13 protein-coding genes and 2 tRNA genes are annotated in these 16,180 nt (G+C 64.9%); 1 reads left to right on the top strand and 14 read right to left on the bottom strand.

All coding sequences use genetic code 11. From position 1 onward, the window contains the following. Nucleotide 1: 1 nt before the first annotated feature. The 11 genes from EWH10_RS08775 to EWH10_RS08730 all read right to left on the bottom strand — a co-directional run bounded on the left by EWH10_RS08775 (nt 2) and on the right by EWH10_RS08730 (nt 8,736). Nucleotides 2-340 (bottom strand): P-II family nitrogen regulator, encoded by a 339-nt coding sequence (locus tag EWH10_RS08775; RefSeq protein ID WP_013847864.1) that lies wholly within the window; start codon nt 338-340, stop codon nt 2-4. 275 nt (nt 341-615) lie between these two features. Beyond that, on the bottom strand, nt 616-1,191 hold the full coding sequence (locus tag EWH10_RS08770; RefSeq protein ID WP_025549955.1) for a DUF924 family protein: 576 nt from the start codon (nt 1,189-1,191) through the stop codon (nt 616-618). A gap of 55 nt (nt 1,192-1,246) precedes the next feature. Next, nucleotides 1,247-2,689 (bottom strand): metalloprotease TldD, encoded by a 1,443-nt coding sequence (gene tldD, locus EWH10_RS08765; RefSeq protein WP_044661254.1) that lies wholly within the window; start codon nt 2,687-2,689, stop codon nt 1,247-1,249. Between the two features lie 325 nt (nt 2,690-3,014). Next, a complete protein-coding gene (locus EWH10_RS08760; protein WP_065846926.1) occupies nt 3,015-3,242 on the bottom strand; it encodes a zinc-finger domain-containing protein in 228 nt (75 codons plus the stop codon). Nucleotides 3,243-3,297: 55 nt separating this feature from the next. After that, nucleotides 3,298-3,471 (bottom strand): hypothetical protein, encoded by a 174-nt coding sequence (locus tag EWH10_RS21720; protein ID WP_165363344.1) that lies wholly within the window; start codon nt 3,469-3,471, stop codon nt 3,298-3,300. Nucleotides 3,472-3,559: 88 nt separating this feature from the next. Beyond that, a tRNA-Val gene (locus tag EWH10_RS08755) sits at nt 3,560-3,635 on the bottom strand. Between the two features lie 85 nt (nt 3,636-3,720). Next, on the bottom strand, nt 3,721-4,725 hold the full coding sequence (locus tag EWH10_RS08750) for a winged helix DNA-binding protein (RefSeq protein ID WP_170825632.1): 1,005 nt from the start codon (nt 4,723-4,725) through the stop codon (nt 3,721-3,723). A gap of 257 nt (nt 4,726-4,982) precedes the next feature. Continuing rightward, a complete protein-coding gene (locus tag EWH10_RS08745) occupies nt 4,983-5,834 on the bottom strand; it encodes a D-amino-acid transaminase (protein ID WP_044661257.1) in 852 nt (283 codons plus the stop codon). Nucleotides 5,835-5,995: 161 nt separating this feature from the next. Continuing rightward, nucleotides 5,996-7,510 carry an RNA polymerase factor sigma-54 gene (gene rpoN / locus EWH10_RS08740; RefSeq protein WP_044661258.1) on the bottom strand — a complete coding sequence of 505 codons (1,515 nt, stop codon included), beginning with the start codon at nt 7,508-7,510 and terminating at the stop codon, nt 5,996-5,998. 48 nt (nt 7,511-7,558) lie between these two features. Then, a complete protein-coding gene (gene lptB, locus EWH10_RS08735; protein WP_025549950.1) occupies nt 7,559-8,344 on the bottom strand; it encodes an LPS export ABC transporter ATP-binding protein in 786 nt (261 codons plus the stop codon). Between the two features lie 305 nt (nt 8,345-8,649). Next, nucleotides 8,650-8,736, bottom strand: a tRNA-Leu gene (locus EWH10_RS08730). Between the two features lie 149 nt (nt 8,737-8,885). Here EWH10_RS08730 and EWH10_RS08725 point away from each other — a divergent pair. Then, nucleotides 8,886-9,362 carry a hypothetical protein gene (locus tag EWH10_RS08725; RefSeq protein WP_044661259.1) on the top strand — a complete coding sequence of 159 codons (477 nt, stop codon included), beginning with the start codon at nt 8,886-8,888 and terminating at the stop codon, nt 9,360-9,362. 9 nt (nt 9,363-9,371) lie between these two features. On the opposite strand, the gene gltB is transcribed toward EWH10_RS08725, so the two are convergent. The 3 genes from gltB to EWH10_RS08710 all read right to left on the bottom strand — a co-directional run bounded on the left by gltB (nt 9,372) and on the right by EWH10_RS08710 (nt 16,158). Beyond that, nucleotides 9,372-13,910 (bottom strand): glutamate synthase large subunit, encoded by a 4,539-nt coding sequence (gltB, locus tag EWH10_RS08720; RefSeq protein WP_044661260.1) that lies wholly within the window; start codon nt 13,908-13,910, stop codon nt 9,372-9,374. Nucleotides 13,911-13,996: 86 nt separating this feature from the next. Then, on the bottom strand, nt 13,997-14,707 hold the full coding sequence (locus tag EWH10_RS08715) for a DUF2059 domain-containing protein (protein WP_044661261.1): 711 nt from the start codon (nt 14,705-14,707) through the stop codon (nt 13,997-13,999). Beyond that, nucleotides 14,707-16,158, bottom strand: coding sequence for an NAD(P)-dependent oxidoreductase (locus EWH10_RS08710; protein WP_025549946.1), 1,452 nt, complete (start codon nt 16,156-16,158; stop codon nt 14,707-14,709). The genes EWH10_RS08715 and EWH10_RS08710 overlap by 1 nt, the downstream gene beginning before the upstream one ends. Between the last annotated feature and the right edge of the window lie 22 nt (nt 16,159-16,180).

Below are 16,180 nucleotides of genomic sequence, written 5' to 3'. Positions count from 1 at the left end.
CTTACAGAGCGGTTTCGCCGGTTTCGCCGGTGCGGATGCGCACTGCCTGCTCGACATCGAGAACGAAGATCTTGCCATCGCCGATGGCGCCGGAATTGGCGGCGGCCTGGGTGGCTTCCACGACGCGCGGCGCGAGGTCGTCGTCGCAGACCACCTCGATCTTGATCTTCGGAACCATGTTGGTCGAATATTCGGCGCCGCGATAGATTTCGGTCTGCCCCTTCTGGCGGCCGAAGCCCTTCACTTCGCTCACCGTCATGCCGGCGATGCCGAGCGAGGAAAGTGCCTCGCGGACATCGTCAAGCTTGAACGGCTTGATGATAGCCATGACAAGTTTCATGTCGCCCCCTGTTACTGGTGTGCGACAAACTACTCAGCAAGAGGCGTGCCAATTCGTAAAAGGCGGGTTAATGCGGGCTTTTGATGCGGTGCGTCAAAACAGGGCGCTGAAAAAATGGGCAGCGCCAGGACGATGCTTAAAAATTAGGCACGGCCGTTGCCTATGATCAGGCCCCCAATTGGGATGGAGCCATCAGCCCAGTCGTAACGAAGTCATCCCCAACGTCATGCTGAAACAGTCCAGCATGACGGAGTGGGGAAAGCCTTACCAAGCCTTCACCAACTCCCACCTTCCTTCGCCGCTTCTTCCTCGCCCGGTCTGTTCGCGCGACCCAGCGTCGCATTACGATGCGGAAAGCGGCCGAAGCGTTCAATCATCTCATAATGCTCCCGCGCAAAGGCCAGCGACTTCTCGTCGCCCGCTCCCTCGAACAGGCTCAGCGACAGTTTCTGGTCGTCCAGCGCTTCGCTGTGCTGGAAGGGCATGTAGAAGAACAGACGCCCCGCCCCGCCGATCTGGATGTCATAGCCATGGGCAACCGCACCGCGCGCCACTTCCCTGGCAAGAGGATCGGTCGAAAACGCCGCCGCCGATCCCCTGAACATGTTGCGCGGCAACTGGTCGAACAGCAACACCGCCGCCAGCGCGTCATCGGCCCGCTCCAGAAACTCTTCGGCGGGCAAATGGCGCTTTTCCTCCCATAATGCGCGGAAGCGCGCCTGACAGGCCCGGTCCAGCGCCGGATCATGGCTCCACCACCCCTGTTCCCCGATCCGGTTGAACCAGAAATCCAGCAGGGCAGCCGCCCAATCGGCGGTCACCGCATCATGGCTGTCGGTCAGCATGTTCATGAAAGAGATAAAGACGCACTCTCACGCTGGTTCCTCCGCCCGTGGCGTTGGTGCCTCAGGTCGCCGTGCCGCCCACGGTAAGGCCCTCCATCAGCAGGGTCGGCTGGCCCACGCCCGCCGGCACGCTCTGCCCGGCCTTGCCGCACATGCCGATGCCTTCGTCCAGCGCCCAGTCATGGCCGATGCCGATCACCTTGGTCAGCGCCGTCGGCCCGTCCCCGATCAGCGTCGCGCCCTTGATCGGCTCGCCCAGCCTGCCATTCTCGACCTTATAGGCCTCGGTGCAGGAGAAGACGAACTTGCCCGACACGATGTCGACCTGCCCGCCGCCGAAGCTTTTCGCGAAAATGCCCGACTTCATCCGGCTCAGCAGCTCTTCCGGATCGTCCTGTCCGCCCTTGATGAAGGTGTTGGTCATGCGCGGCATCGGCGCATGGGCATAGCTTTCGCGGCGGCCGTTGCCGGTGGGTTCGACGCCCATCAGCCGGGCGTTCAGCCGATCCTGCATATAGCCCTTGAGGATGCCGTCCTCGATCAGCACATTTTCCTTCGTCGGCGTGCCCTCGTCATCGATGGAGAGCGAGCCGCGCCGGCTCATGATCGATCCGTCGTCGACCACCGTGACGCCCGGCGCGGCGACCCGCTGGCCCACGCGGCCGGAAAAGGCGCTGGTGCCCTTGCGGTTGAAGTCGCCCTCCAGGCCGTGCCCGATGGCTTCATGCACCAGCACGCCCGGCCAGCCCGGTCCCAGCAGCACGGTCATCTCGCCCGCGGGCGCGGCCACGGAACGCAGGTTGACCCGCGCCTGCGCCAGCGCCTCGTCAATGGCGCGGTTCCAGATGGCGGGTTCCATCACCTCATCGTAGAGATAGCGCCCGCCAATGCCGAACACGCCCGTCTCCCGGCGGCCATTCTCCTCCAGGATGACGGAGACGTTGAGCCGCACCAGCGGGCGGATGTCGGTCGCGGTAAAGCCGTCGGCGCGCACGATCTCGACCACCGACCAGCTTCCCGCCAGGCTCACCGACACCTGCGCGACGCGCGGATCGCGGGCGCGGGCGGCGGCGTCGATGGCGGCGCAGAGCGTCACCTTCTCGGCAAAGGGCACGATCTCCAGCGGATTGACGTCGGTATAGAGATGGCGGTTGGTGTGCTGCGGCGGCGGCGCGGGCTGCCCCTTGGCCGGATCGAGCAGCGTCAGCGTCTCGGCCGCCCGGCGGATCGCGGCTTCGCTGATGTCGTTGGCATGGGCGAAACCGGTCATCTCGCCCGACACGCCGCGCAGGCCGAAACCCGCATCGGTCGAATAATCGGCGGTCTTCAGCCGCCCATCGTCGAAGCCGAAGCTCTCGCTCGCCCGATATTGCAGGTAGAGTTCGCCATCGTCGCAGCCTTTCAGCGCCTCGGCGGTCAGGCGGCGCGCGCCGTCGGGATCGAGGAGGCCGGGCCGGTAGAGCAGGCCGCGGGCGTCGGTGAACTGGGGAGCAGCATCGGTCATGCCGTCCGATATAGGGGCGGCAGAGGCTAGAGCCAATCGACATTCAGCCTTGACGGCCTGCAAATGACGCTTTTCCGTGGTTCCGGTGCTCACCTACTTTGAGTAGGCTGCGCGCCGGGTCACGGAAAACCATCATTTTACCTTCGGTGGTCTTCGGCTCGGCTCGTCATCATCTGAATGTCGATTGGCCCTAAGCCAATTAAAAAGGCATTTCCATCATCCCCGCGAAGGCGGGGATCCATCTCCCCCACTCGCGTCAGGCGGAACGTGCAGGAGATGGATTTCCGCCTTCGCGGGAATAACGATTTGAATGGGATTGCCCTACTTAAAGGCTAGCGCCCGAAGGAATATCCGGCAGCCCGGCGATTTCCGGCGTATCCGCAACGCTGCCGGTCAGCACGAAGCGGCGGTCGCAATAGCCGCAGTCGATATAGCCATGCTCATCGATCTCAAGGAAGACGCGCGGATGGCCGAGCGCGGCGGGAATGTCGCCCGAACCGTCGCAGGAGACGCGGGACTTGGTGACTCGGATGATTTCAGGCGGCTGGATCATGGCCGCACCGATTAGCAGCGCTGGCGCTGCGCCGCAATATCCGTGGAGACGGGGCTTACATCAGCAGCAATGGCGGCTTCTTTTTCGGGCAGGGCTTCTCCACGCCCAGGTCCACCGCCTTGGCCGGCGCTTCCCAATCCAGGCAATCGCGGGCGGCCGCCAGCGAAACCGGCGAAAACATCAGCAGGAAGGGGGCCACCGTTCCAGCGAGAAGAAGCGTGAGAGACATGATGCAAGTGCCTCACAAAAGCGTTCCGTTGCCGGAACCTTACGCCATTCCCCCGGCCGCGGGAACAGCTTTCTCCAAGAAGGGGGCATGGTGGGCGATGACGGGCTCGAACCGCCGACATCCTCGGTGTAAACGAGACGCTCTACCAACTGAGCTAATCGCCCGATGCCTGTCCTGATGCCAAGCGTCCGGTGCGCGCCTATCTACGGCAATCCGGGCGTCGGTCAAGCGGCGATGCGCACCGGTACGTCATGCGCAAAGGAAACGGCGGCTGGCGGTGAACCAGCGGGTCAGCGCCTCCGCCGTGTGGTCGGCCAGCGCGATGAAGACGCGGCGCCCGTCATGCGGATCGGCCTGCCTGTCGACAAAGCCCATCTCGGTCAGCGTCCTGATCCAGCGCAGCGCGGTGGTGGGCGGCACGGCCGATGCGATGCACAGGCTGGACACGGACACGCGCTCATGCTCCAGCCGCGCCGCCAGCAGGTCCAGCAGCATGTCCCAGGCCGGGTCAGCGAACAGATCGGCGGGCAGGAAATCGTCGCGCAAGCGACGCGCCCGCAACAGGTCGCGCACCTGCGCCGCTTCCAGGGCCGCGGCATCGGCGGACTTGTCGGCGCTCCCGATCGGTTCCAGCGCCGGCATGCCGATATAGTCGCTCGGCTCGTCCGATATGCGGGGCCCCAGGTCGAAGGACGGCGTCGCATGGCGCGGGCGCAGCGTCAGCGCCTCCAGCGTGCGGGCGAGGCGGCTCACCTCGTCGCTCAACTGTTGCAGCCGCAGGCCTTCATTATCCCGGTTCGCCTCGTGCAGCGATCCGGACGGCCTCTGGCGGGCGGCCGCCAGAAGGGCGGCGGCCAGATCCGTATGCCCCGGCCGGCAAAGCAATTGCGTCCGCTCGCTGCGCAGACAGGCATAGGCAAGATCGACGGTTCCCAGATCGGCCACTAATATGACCGGCATGTCGTTCTGCAGCGCCAAGGTCTCGATCTGCACCAGCAGCCGCTCGATCATCGGATCGGGCGTCGGGCAGAAGCACAGGATGATGTCGCAGCCGATCTGCACGTCCAGCCGGGTCGACGCCTGGTCCAGCGGCACCGTGCCCAGCAGCCGAAGGCCCGCCGCCTGGCTCAGCATCGCGGCGTCGTCCAGATAGATGTCGTCGGCCAGGATCAGCAGGCCCGGCCGTTCGTCGCGCGCGCCGAAGGGTTGGTCCAGGGATGCGCCGAAACCGATCTCATCATGATCCAAACCCACGCCGAAAATCTCCATCCTGTTTGTTCCAGCTTATCGCAACGCCGTCGTTACGCAGCCAAACCATTCTCCATTATGGAGATAATGCCGCCCATCGCGTTCATGGAGCGCCCTGTAAACGGCTCTTTTCCAGCCTCACCGTAACGGACCGCCAAAATGGAGCCTCGATCCCCGCCGAAATGGCGGGAATGGCGGCATTCCCTTAGTTCATCCGAAATGGATCAAGTTTTGCGCGTTCTTTTGCTCAAACCGCCTTTTGCTCAGACAGCGGTGCGCCGCGCAAAGTCGATATAGAGCGCGCGCAGCCGCATCGCGAGCGGGCCGGGCTTGCCGTCCCCAATGGCCCGGCCGTCGATCCGCACCACCGACTGGCAGAGCGTCGAAGCGCTGGTGATGAAGGCTTCCTTCGCCGCCAACGCTTCCGCAACGGTGAAGGGGCGGCGGACGATGGCGATGCCGCTTTCCTCCGCCAGCGCGGTCAGCGCCGCGCCGGTGCAGCCCGCCAGCACCGCCTGACTATAGGGCCGGGTGACGATGCCCTCCTCCGTCACGATGAAGGCCGTGGACGAAGCCCCTTCGGTGACGAAGCCGTCCTCGACCATCCAGGCCTCCTGCGCGCCTGCTTCGGCGGCGGCGCGCTTGGCCATGGCCTGGGCGAGCAGGCCGACGCTCTTGATGTCGCGCCGCGCCCAGCGCAGGTCGGGCATGGTCGCGACCGCGATCCCGTTGCGCACGGCGGGCACGTCGAGGAAAGGCTTGGCCTGGACGAACATGACCAGCGTGGGCTGGATGCCGGGCGAGGGCAGGAAATCGCGGGTCGCATCGGCGCCGCGGGTGATCTGGAGATAGACCAGCCCTTCGGCCAGCGCATTGCGCGCCACCAGTTCCTTCTGTGCCGCCTCGATCTCCGTCAGGGAGAGGGGCAGGGCGATGCCGATCGCTTGGGTGGACCGCTCCAGCCGGGCGAGATGGGACGCGCTGTCGACCAGCTTGCCGTCGATCACCGCCGCGACCTCATAAATGCCGTCCGCGAACAGGAAACCGCGATCCAGCACGGACAGCTGGGCTTGTTCCAGCGGCAGGAAGCGGCCGTTCAGATAGGCGATGGACATGGGATGACGATGAAATCCTTGAGGGAAGAGGGGGTCGATGTTGCCGCTTGTGTCGGCCGGGTCAAGCTTATGAGCGGATTTGTACCCTCTCCCCTTCGTCATGCTGAAGCAAGTTCAGCATGACGAAGGGGAGAGGGGGGCTCTCCGCGTCTAAACCCGCGCTAAGCCGCCTGCCCGCGCAACGCCTTCTGCCGCCGCCGCTGCACCGATGACCCGATCCCCATCGCCTCGCGATATTTGGCGACGGTGCGGCGGGCGATGTCCATGCCCTTGGCGCGCAGCAGGTCGACCAGCGTGTCGTCGGACAAGATGGCGTCGGGCGTCTCGGCCGCGATCAGCGCCTTGATGTGGCTCTTGACTGCCTCGGCCGACACCGCGCCGTCGCCCCCGGCCGCAGAAACGCCGCTGGTGAAGAAATATTTGAGTTCGTAAAGCCCGCGCGGGCAGGACAGATATTTGTTCGACGTCACCCGGCTGACGGTCGATTCATGCATCTGGATCGCATCCGCCACGGCCTTCAGCGTCAGCGGCTTCAGATGCTCCACCCCCTTGCGGAAGAAATCCTCCTGCTGGCGGACGATCTCGCTCGCGACCTTGATGATGGTTTTCTGCCGCTGGTCGAGCGCCTTGACCAGCCAGTTGGCGCTGGCGAGGCAGTCGGCCAGCCAGGCCTTGGACGTCTTGTCCTGCGGACCGGACGCCAGCTCGACATAATAGGTCCGGTTGATCAGCACGCGGGGCAGGGTGGCGCTGTTGACCTCGATCGCCCAGCCCTCCCGCGTCGGCCGCACGAACAGGTCGGGCGTCACCGGCGCCGCGCTCTCGGTGGAAAAGCGCAGGCCGGGCTTGGGATCATAGTCGCGCAGCTCGCGGATCATGTCCGCCATATCCTCCTCGTCCACGCCGCAGATCCGGCGTAGCTGCGGCAGCGCCCCCTTGGCGAGCAGGTCCAGATTGGCGAGCAGCTTCGCCATGCAGGGATCGTAACGATCGACCTCCTTGGCCTGCAACGCCAGACATTCCGACAGCGACCGCGCACCCACTCCGGTCGGATCGAAAGCCTGGATCACCGCCAGCACCTGTTCGACCTGAAAGAGCGGCACCCCCATGCCATGGGCGGTCTCCAGCAGATTGGCCTCCAGATAGCCGGCCTCGTCGATCTGCCCGATCAGTTGCGCGGCGATCATCAGGTCCATGCCCGACAGCGCGCTGCGGGCCTGATCCATCAGATGTTCCTGAAGGCCCTGCTCCGGATTGGCGAAACTGTCGAAATCCGGCGCCTCGCCGCTGCCGCCGGACAGCAGGTCCATGCCGCCGGAACCGATGGCCGCCGTCGCCATCCGGTCGCCCGGCCCATCGTCGATGAAGGTCTCCGCGCTATAGTCGACGTCCAGCGGCGAATCCGCGCCGCCCAGACCCTGGCCGATCAACTGGTCGGCATCGCCGGTCTCGGCGCGCAGGTCATGCTGTTCCGCCGCCCGGTCCACGCCGTCGGCGGGCGGCGCGAAATCATCCGCTCCGCCGGATTCCAATAACGGGTTCTTTTCCAGTTCGCCCGCGACGAACGCCTCGATCTCCAGATTGGACAGCGCCAGCAGCTTGATCGCCTGCTGAAGCTGCGGCGTCATCACCAGCGACTGGCTCTGCCGCAGGTCGAGACGGGGCGCGAGCGCCATCAGCCTTCCCCCTCGCCGCCGTCAGGAAGGACCCGCCCGCCGCCCATGTCAGAGCGAGAAATTCTCGCCCAGATAGAGCCGACGCACATCGGCATTGGCGACCAGCTCCGTCGGGCTGCCCGCGAACAGCACCTTGCCGTCATAAATGATGCAGGCGCGGTCCACGATCTCCAGCGTCTCGCGGACATTATGGTCGGTGATGAGGACGCCGATGCCGCGCGTCTTCAACTGCTTCACCAGGTCGCGAATATCCGCGATGGACAGCGGATCGATGCCCGCGAACGGCTCGTCCAGCAGCACGATCGAAGGATTGGCCGCCAAGGCGCGGGCGATCTCGCACCGCCGCCGCTCGCCGCCCGACAGCGCCATGGCGGAGGAATCGCGCAGCCGGGTCAGGCCGAATTCCTCCAGCAACTGTTCCAGCCGCGCCTGCCGCGCCGCCCTGTCCGGTTCCGCCAGTTCCAGCACCGCGCCGATATTCTGCGCCACGGTCAGGCCCCGGAAGATCGATGTTTCCTGCGGCAGATAGCCCAGCCCCAATATCGACCGGCGGTACATGGGCAGGCCGGTGATGTCCTGCCCGTCCAGCACGATGCGGCCATGGTCCGGCCGCACCAGCCCCATCACCGAATAGAAGCAGGTCGTCTTGCCCGCGCCATTGGGGCCGAGCAGGCCGACCACCTCGCCCTTGCCGACGGTCAGCGACACATCGGCCAGCACGACGCGCTTGTCATAGCTTTTGGCGATGGAGATGACGGACAGGCCTTCTCCCACTTCCTGCGGGGGAAGGGGCGATGCCGGGGCTGAGCGGTCCTGCATCATCACGTCGTCCATCACGTCATCCTTGCTGCCGCATGCTTCTTGCGGGTTGAATCCATGACCCGTGCGGCAATTGGCAAGCTTTGTGCATGGGATCGCCGCCGGGGCAAGGGGAAAATGGTTCCATGCGCCTTTTAGGGCTGTGAAAGGCCGCAAGATTGGGACTGGCGGTGGCGCTTTCAATGACGATGGCGGGAAGCATCCTCGGTTGGCGAGCGCGCCCGGCCAGATTTTCCAACCAGCCAATCATATGCTGCCCGCATACGCATCGCTGCGTTTCTGAATTTGGCGATGATGAGACTATTGGATCTCAAGGAAAATGGTGCGGTCGAGAAGACTCGAACTTCCACGGCCTTTCGGCCACAACGACCTCAACGTTGCGCGTCTACCAATTCCGCCACGACCGCACATTTTCCGGGAACCGGCGGGGCCGGTGCCTTGGTAGGAGGCGGCCCTTAGCAAAGGCTTTTTCCTCATGCAACAACCGATCTTCATTTGCGTTGTTTTGGTCGGAGAAAGTCAGGGGGCGGGTGAAGGATAGAGGAAGGGTTGCCCCATGTCCGCGCGTTTCTGGTTGTTTTCATGTGCATGTGCCGGGGTGGCGCTGACCGGCGGCTTCGGTCTGGGCCTGTACGCCACGACACAGCCCAGGCCTGGAACCGAAACCTCCTTGCCGCAGGCGGTCAGTCCCGACGGGACCGGTTACGACATGGGGTCTGCCGATTTGACCGGCCCCGCCATCGTTCGCTGCGACGGCTGCGGTCCGACGCTTGCGGACAGGCAGATGGCGGCCGACATGGCTGGCTGGGACGGAATGAACGATCCTGTGGTGCGCGATTATGCGGCGCAGGGGGACGAGATGGCGCCTGATCATGCCGAACCGCCCCAGACCGTCCGGACGTTGCCGGCCTCCATCGAAAGATTCGCCAATGGCGAGAGCGAAGGCAGTTTCCAGCCCGTCCGGATCGCGCAGGCGCCCGAAAGCAGAACGTCCGCCGAGGAAGCCCCGGCGGACGCTGCCCTGTCTTACTGAACCGGCCGCTTATTCGGCGGCAACGACCTGCGTCGGCGCATCGCTCAGCGGATGGGCGAGGCGGCCCACCATTTCCTTCGGGCAGACCTGCCAGAAGTAGCGGCGCCAGCGGTCCCAATCGTCCAGGATCGTGTTCGACCATTTGCTGTCGGTCGCCACCGCATGCTGGGCGATCAGCGCCTTCAGCTCCGCCTCCCAATGGGCGCTTTCCAGCCGCTGCCAGACGATGCTTTCCGGATTGGCGCGCGTCGGGAAGCTGCCGTCCTCGTCCAGGATGAAGGCCATGCCGCCCGTCATGCCCGCGCCGAAATTGGCGCCGGTCCTGCCCAGGATAACCGCGGTGCCGCCGGTCATATATTCGCAGCCGTTCGCGCCGCAGCCCTCGACCACCACCTGCGCGCCCGAATTGCGGACGGCGAAGCGTTCCCCGGCCTGTCCCGCCGCGAACAGCTTCCCGCTGGTCGCGCCGTAGAGCACGGTGTTGCCGATGATGGTGTTGTCCTTGCTCGACAGCGGCGAGGACACCGTGGTGCGCACGGTGATGATGCCGCCCGACAGCCCCTTGCCGACATAGTCGTTGGCGTCACCGAAGACCTCCAGCTTGATGCCCTTGCACAGGAAGGCGCCCAGCGACTGGCCGGCCGAACCGCGCAGCCGCACGGTCAGATGGCCGTCCGCCAGCGTCGACATGCCGAACTTCTCCGTGACGGCGGCCGACAGGCGGGTGCCCACGGCGCGATGCGTGTTGCGCACCGTATAGGTGAGCTGCATCTTCTCGCCGCGCTCGAACACCGCGCGGGCGTCCTTCATCATCTGCGCGTCAAGGCTGTCGGGCACCGGGTTGCGCCATTCCGTCAGGCTGAAACGGCGCTGGTCGTCGGGCGCGTCCACCTTGGCGAGGATCGGATTGAGGTCCAGATCGTCCAGATGCTCGGCGCCGCGATTGACCTGCTTCAGCAGTTCGGTCCGCCCGATCACCTCGTCCAGGCTGCGATAGCCCAGACGCGCCAGAATCTCGCGCACTTCCTCCGCGATGAAGGTCATGAGGTTGATGACCTTCTCTGGCGTCCCGGTGAACTTCTCGCGCAGGCGCTCGTCCTGCACGCAGACGCCGACCGGGCAGGTATTCGAGTGGCACTGGCGCACCATGATGCAGCCCATGGCGACCAGCGACAGCGTGCCGATGCCGAACTCTTCCGCGCCCAATATCGCCGCGATCACGATGTCGCGGCCGGTCTTGAGCCCGCCGTCGGTGCGCAGCTTCACTCGATGGCGCAGGCCGTTGAGGGTCAGCACCTGATTGGCTTCGCTGAGGCCCATTTCCCAAGGCGTGCCCGCATATTTCACCGACGTCTGCGGCGAAGCGCCGGTGCCGCCGACATGGCCCGCGACCAGGATGACGTCTGCGTGGGCCTTCGCCACGCCCGCCGCCACGGTGCCGATGCCCGCCTGGCTGACCAGCTTCACGCAGACGCGGGCGCGGGGATTGATCATCTTGCAGTCGTAGATGAGCTGCGCCAGATCCTCGATCGAGTAGATGTCATGGTGCGGCGGCGGCGAGATCAGCGTCACGCCGGGCGTCGCATGGCGCAGCTTGGCGATGAACTCGGTCACCTTGAAGCCGGGCAACTGGCCGCCCTCGCCGGGCTTGGCGCCCTGCGCGACCTTGATCTCGATTTCCTCGGCCGACCCCAGATACTCCGCATGGACGCCGAAGCGGCCTGACGCGATCTGCTTGATCACCGAATTGGCGTTGTCGCCATTCTCATAGGGCTTGAAGCGGTTCGCATCCTCGCCCCCTTCGCCCGACACGGCCTTGGCGCCGATGCGGTTCATGGCGATGGCCAGCGTCTCATGCGCCTCCGGAGAGAGCGCGCCGAGCGACATGCCCGGCGTCACGAAACGCTTGCGGATTTCGGTGGTCGCCTCGACCTCGTCGATCGGCACCGCCTCGCGGGCGAAGTTGAACTCCAGCAGGTCGCGCAGATAGACCGGCGGCAAATCGCGCACGCCGCGCGAGAATTGCAGATAGGTCGAATAGCTGTCGGTCGCGACCGAGGTCTGCAACAGGTGCATGAGCTGCGCCGAATAGGCGTGCGTCTCGCCGCCATTGCGCTGGCGGTAGAAGCCGCCGACCGGCAGGCGCACGATGGCGCTGTCATAGGCGGTGTCGTGGCGCAGCTTCGCGCTGTAGTGGAGCGACTGATAGCCCTCGCCCGAAATCTTCGCGGGCATTCCGGGGAACAGGTCGTTGACCAGCGCGCGGCTGAGGCCCACCGCTTCGAAATTATAGCCGCCGCGATAGCTGCTGATGACCGCGATGCCCATTTTGGACATGATCTTCAGCAGGCCTTCGTTGATGGCGATGCGATAACGTTCGAAGCAGGCGTCCAGCGTCAGATCGCCGAACAGCCCCCGCGCATGGCGGTCGGCGATGCTGGCTTCGGCCAGATAGGCGTTCACCGTGGTCGCGCCGACGCCGATCAGCACCGCGAAATAATGGGTGTCGAGCGCTTCGGCGCAACGCACGTTGATCGATGCATAGCTGCGCAGGCCCTTGCGGACGAGATGCGTATGCACCGCCGCCGCCGCCAGCACGCCGGCGATGGCGACGCGGTCGGCGTTGACATGCTCGTCGGTCAGGAAGATTTCGGTGCGGCCTTCGCGCACGGCCTGTTCCGCTTCCTCCCGGATGCGGGCGATGGCGGCGCGCAACTGCTCCTGCCCGCCCTCGGCTCGGAAGGTGCAGTCGATCTCGGCCACCGCAGGGCCGAAATGCCCCTTCAGCTTCGCCCATTCGGAAGAGGTCAGCACCGGCGAATCCAGCACCAGCACATGGCTGTTCTGCGCGTCCTGCTCCAATATGTTGTGGAGGTTGGAAAAGCGCGTCTTCAGGCTCATGACGTACCGTTCCCGCAGCGGATCGATCGGCGGGTTGGTGACCTGGCTGAAATTCTGGCGGAAGAAATGGCTGACCGTGCGCGGCTTGTCGGAAATGACGGCCAGCGGCGTGTCGTCGCCCATCGATCCGACGGCTTCCTTCGCATCCTCGACCATCGGCGCGAGGATCAGCTCCATGTCTTCAAGCGTCAGGTTGGCGGCGACCTGACGGCGCGTCAGTTCGGCCTTGTCCCATGAGGGCAGGGCACTGGGCACATCGCCCAGATCATTGACCGTCATGAAGTCCTTGATCAGTTCCGAATAGGGGCGCTCGCCCGCAATCTGGTCCTTGATCTCATGATCGTCGTAGATCGTGCCTTCCTGCAGGTCGACGGCGATCATCTGGCCCGGACCCATGCGGCCCTTCCGCACGATGGTGGTTTCGGGCACGACGACCATGCCGGTTTCCGAACCCACGATCAGCAGATTGTCGCCGGTCAGCGTGTAGCGCAGCGGGCGCAGCGCATTGCGGTCGACGCCCGCCACGACCCAGCGGCCGTCGGTCATCGCCAGCGCGGCGGGGCCGTCCCACGGCTCCATCACGGAGGCGAGATATTCATACATGTCCGCATGCGCCTGGGGCAGTTCGGCGCTGGCCGACTGATAGGCTTCGGGCACGAGCATCAGCTTGGCAGTCGGCGCGTCGCGGCCCGAACGGCAGATCGCCTCGAACACGGCGTCGAGCGCGGCGGTGTCGGACGCGCCCGCCGGTATCACCGGCTTGATGTCCTCCGACTGCTCACCGAAGGCGAGCGAAGCCATCTTGATCTCGTGGCTCTTCATCCAGTTCTTGTTGCCGCGGATGGTGTTGATCTCACCATTATGCGCGAGCGTGCGGAACGGCTGGGCCAGCCACCATTGCGGGAAGGTGTTGGTCGAATAGCGCTGGTGGAAGATCGCGACCCGGCTCTCGAACCGCTCGTCCTGCAGGTCGGGATAGAAGACCGACAGCGATTCCGCGAGGAACAGCCCCTTGTAGATGATCGAGCGGCACGACAGCGAGCAGATGTAGAAATCCTGAATCTGCGCGGCGATCACCTTCTTCTCGATCCGGCGGCGGATGAGATAGAGGTCCTTTTCGAACTCGGCCTGATCGCGCTCTTCCGGCATGGGACCGGCGATCATGATCTGCTCGATTTCCGGACGGGTGCGCTGCGCCTTCTCCCCGATGACGGAGACGTCGACGGGCACCTGGCGCCAGCCATAGATGGTGTAGCCCGCGTCGATGATCTCGGCCTCGACGATGGTGCGGCAGGTTTCCTGCGCGCTCAAATCCGTGCGCGGCAGGAAGATCATGCCGACGGCAAGGCGGTTGGGCAGCGGCTTGTGGCCGGAGTCGGCAATGGCGTCATCGAAGAAACGCACCGGCAGGTCGACATGGATGCCCGCGCCGTCGCCGGTCTTGCCGTCGGCGTCCACGGCGCCACGGTGCCAGACGGCCTTCAGCGCGTCGATGGCGCTGGCGACCACGCGACGGCTCGGGCGGCCGTCCGTCGCGGCGACCAGTCCGACGCCGCAGGCATCGCCTTCCATTTCCGGGTGATACATGCCCTCGGCCGCGATCCGTGCGCGCTCTTCGGGGCTGGCCATGAAATTGGTGTCGGTCATGATGACTTACCCTTGCATGTGGCCGTCCCTGTCTTTGGGTAAGGCCGCTGTCATTCCGTTGGTTGCCGGCATCGCCGGCGCTTTTGTCAGTGGGCCTTCCTGGCGTCCGCGCCGAGCAATGCGGTGAGACGCTCGCGTTCAGCCTTCGTCAGATCATTATAGGTTCGCGGCTTGGGCAGCTTGGCGAGTTCCGCCGTGGAGGATTTCATGATCTCCGGCATGGCCTGCATCATTTCAGGCATGATCTTCTGCATCCGCCCGATATAATGCGGGTCGGCGGCCAGCTCCATGAAGCCCGCGCCGAACTTGGCGCCGACGGGCGTTTTCAGGAACGCACCGATCTGATCAAGCTCGGCCGCGCTGTAGCGATGGGCGAACGCTTCCGCCATGCCTTCCCGCATGTCCGGTTCATAACGTCCCATGAAACGACCCATGGCCGGCATCATGCTGTTGACGATCACGTCCATCCGCTTGCGGAAATTGGGATCGATGATCGCCATCATTTCCTCGATCGTGCCTTCACCCAGATGTTCCGCCCGCTCCGGGTCGAGGCCGCCGACCTTCAGGAACTCGCGGATCGGCATCCTGGTCATGCCGTCCATCATCGGTCCCATCATCTTCTGCATCATCGGCCCCATCATCTTTTCCATGGTGCCGTTGGGCAGGATGACGGCGGCAATCGGCTGAGCCTTGGTCAGCAGTGCCGGATCGACAGACTGGACGGCTGCCGCCTGAACCGGGGTCTGCGCCTCAGCCGCGATCGGCGTCGCCAGCAGGAGGAGGAGGGCGGCGCGCATCAGGCGGCCTGCCTTTCCCCGGCCGCCGCTTTCGCCTTGGCCTTGAGATAGCGGTGCATATGTTCGGTCACGTCGCGGCCGTCGCGGATCGCCCAGACCACCAGCGAAGCGCCGCGCACGATGTCGCCTGCCGCGAACACGCCGTCCATGCTGGTCATCATCGTCTTGTGATCGACGCGCAGCGTGCCCCAGCGGGTGACGGACAGGTCCTCCGCGCCGAACAGCCTGGGCAGTTCCTCCGGATCGTAACCCAGCGCCTTGATGACGAGGTCCGCCTCCAACGTGTGCTCCGTGCCGGGATCGGGTTCCGGCGCGCGGCGGCCCGATGCGTCGGGCTGGCCAAGGCGCATCTTCGTGACCTTGACACCGGTCACATGCTCCGTGCCTTCAAAGGCGATGGGCGCGGAAAGCCAGACGAATTCAACGCCCTCTTCCTCGGCATTGGCGACCTCGCGCTGCGATCCGGGCATATTGTCGCGGTCGCGGCGATAGAGGCACTTCACCGAAGTCGCGCCCTGACGCACGGCGGTGCGGACGCAGTCCATGGCCGTATCGCCGCCGCCGATGACGACGACCTTCTTGCCATTGGCGTGCAGCGAACCGTCCTCATGTTCCGGCACGGCGTCGCCGAAACCGGCCTTGTTGGAGGCGATCAGGAAGTCGAGCGCCTTGACCACGCCCGGCGCGCCGACGCCCGGCGCCTTGATGTCGCGCGGCTTGTACACGCCGGTCGCGATCAGGATGGCGTCATGGCGGCCGCGCAGCTCCTCCATGGTCGCGTCGCGGCCGACCTCGAAGCTTTCGTGGAAGACAATGCCGCCGTCCTTCAGCCGCTGGATGCGGCGCATGACCACATCCTTCTCCAGCTTGAAACCGGGAATGCCATAGGTCAGCAGCCCGCCCGCCCGGTCGTGCCGGTCATAGACATGCACCTCATAGCCTGCGACCCGCAGATATTCGGCGGTCGTCAGACCCGCCGGACCCGCGCCGATCACGCCGACCGACTGGCCGGTGGGGGCGCCGGGGACCAGCGGTTCGACCCAGCCTTCCTTCCAGGCGGTGTCGGTGATGAACTTTTCGACCGAACCGATGGTGACGGAACCGTGACCCGAAAATTCGATGACGCAATTGCCCTCGCACAGCCGGTCCTGCGGGCAGATGCGGCCGCAGATTTCCGGCATGGTGCTGGTCAGGTTGCTGAGTTCATAGGCTTCGCGCAGCCGCCCTTCGGCGGTCAGGCGCAGCCAGTCGGGGATATGGTTGTGCAGCGGGCAATGGGTCGAGCAATAGGGCACGCCGCATTGCGAGCAGCGCGACGCCTGTTCCTCCGCCCGATCCAATATGAAGCTGCGGCTGATTTCCAGAAAATCGTCGGCGCGATCGTCGGCCGAACGCTTCTCGGGATAGGCTTGGCCCGTTCCCACGAATTTCAGCATTGGATTGTCTGCCATGATGAGTCCCTGAAATGAATTT

The sequence above is a fragment of the Sphingobium fuliginis genome (assembly GCF_004152845.1).
Taxonomy (GTDB): Bacteria; Pseudomonadota; Alphaproteobacteria; order Sphingomonadales; family Sphingomonadaceae; genus Sphingobium; species Sphingobium fuliginis.
This window is presented reverse-complemented; position numbering and strand designations above follow the sequence as displayed.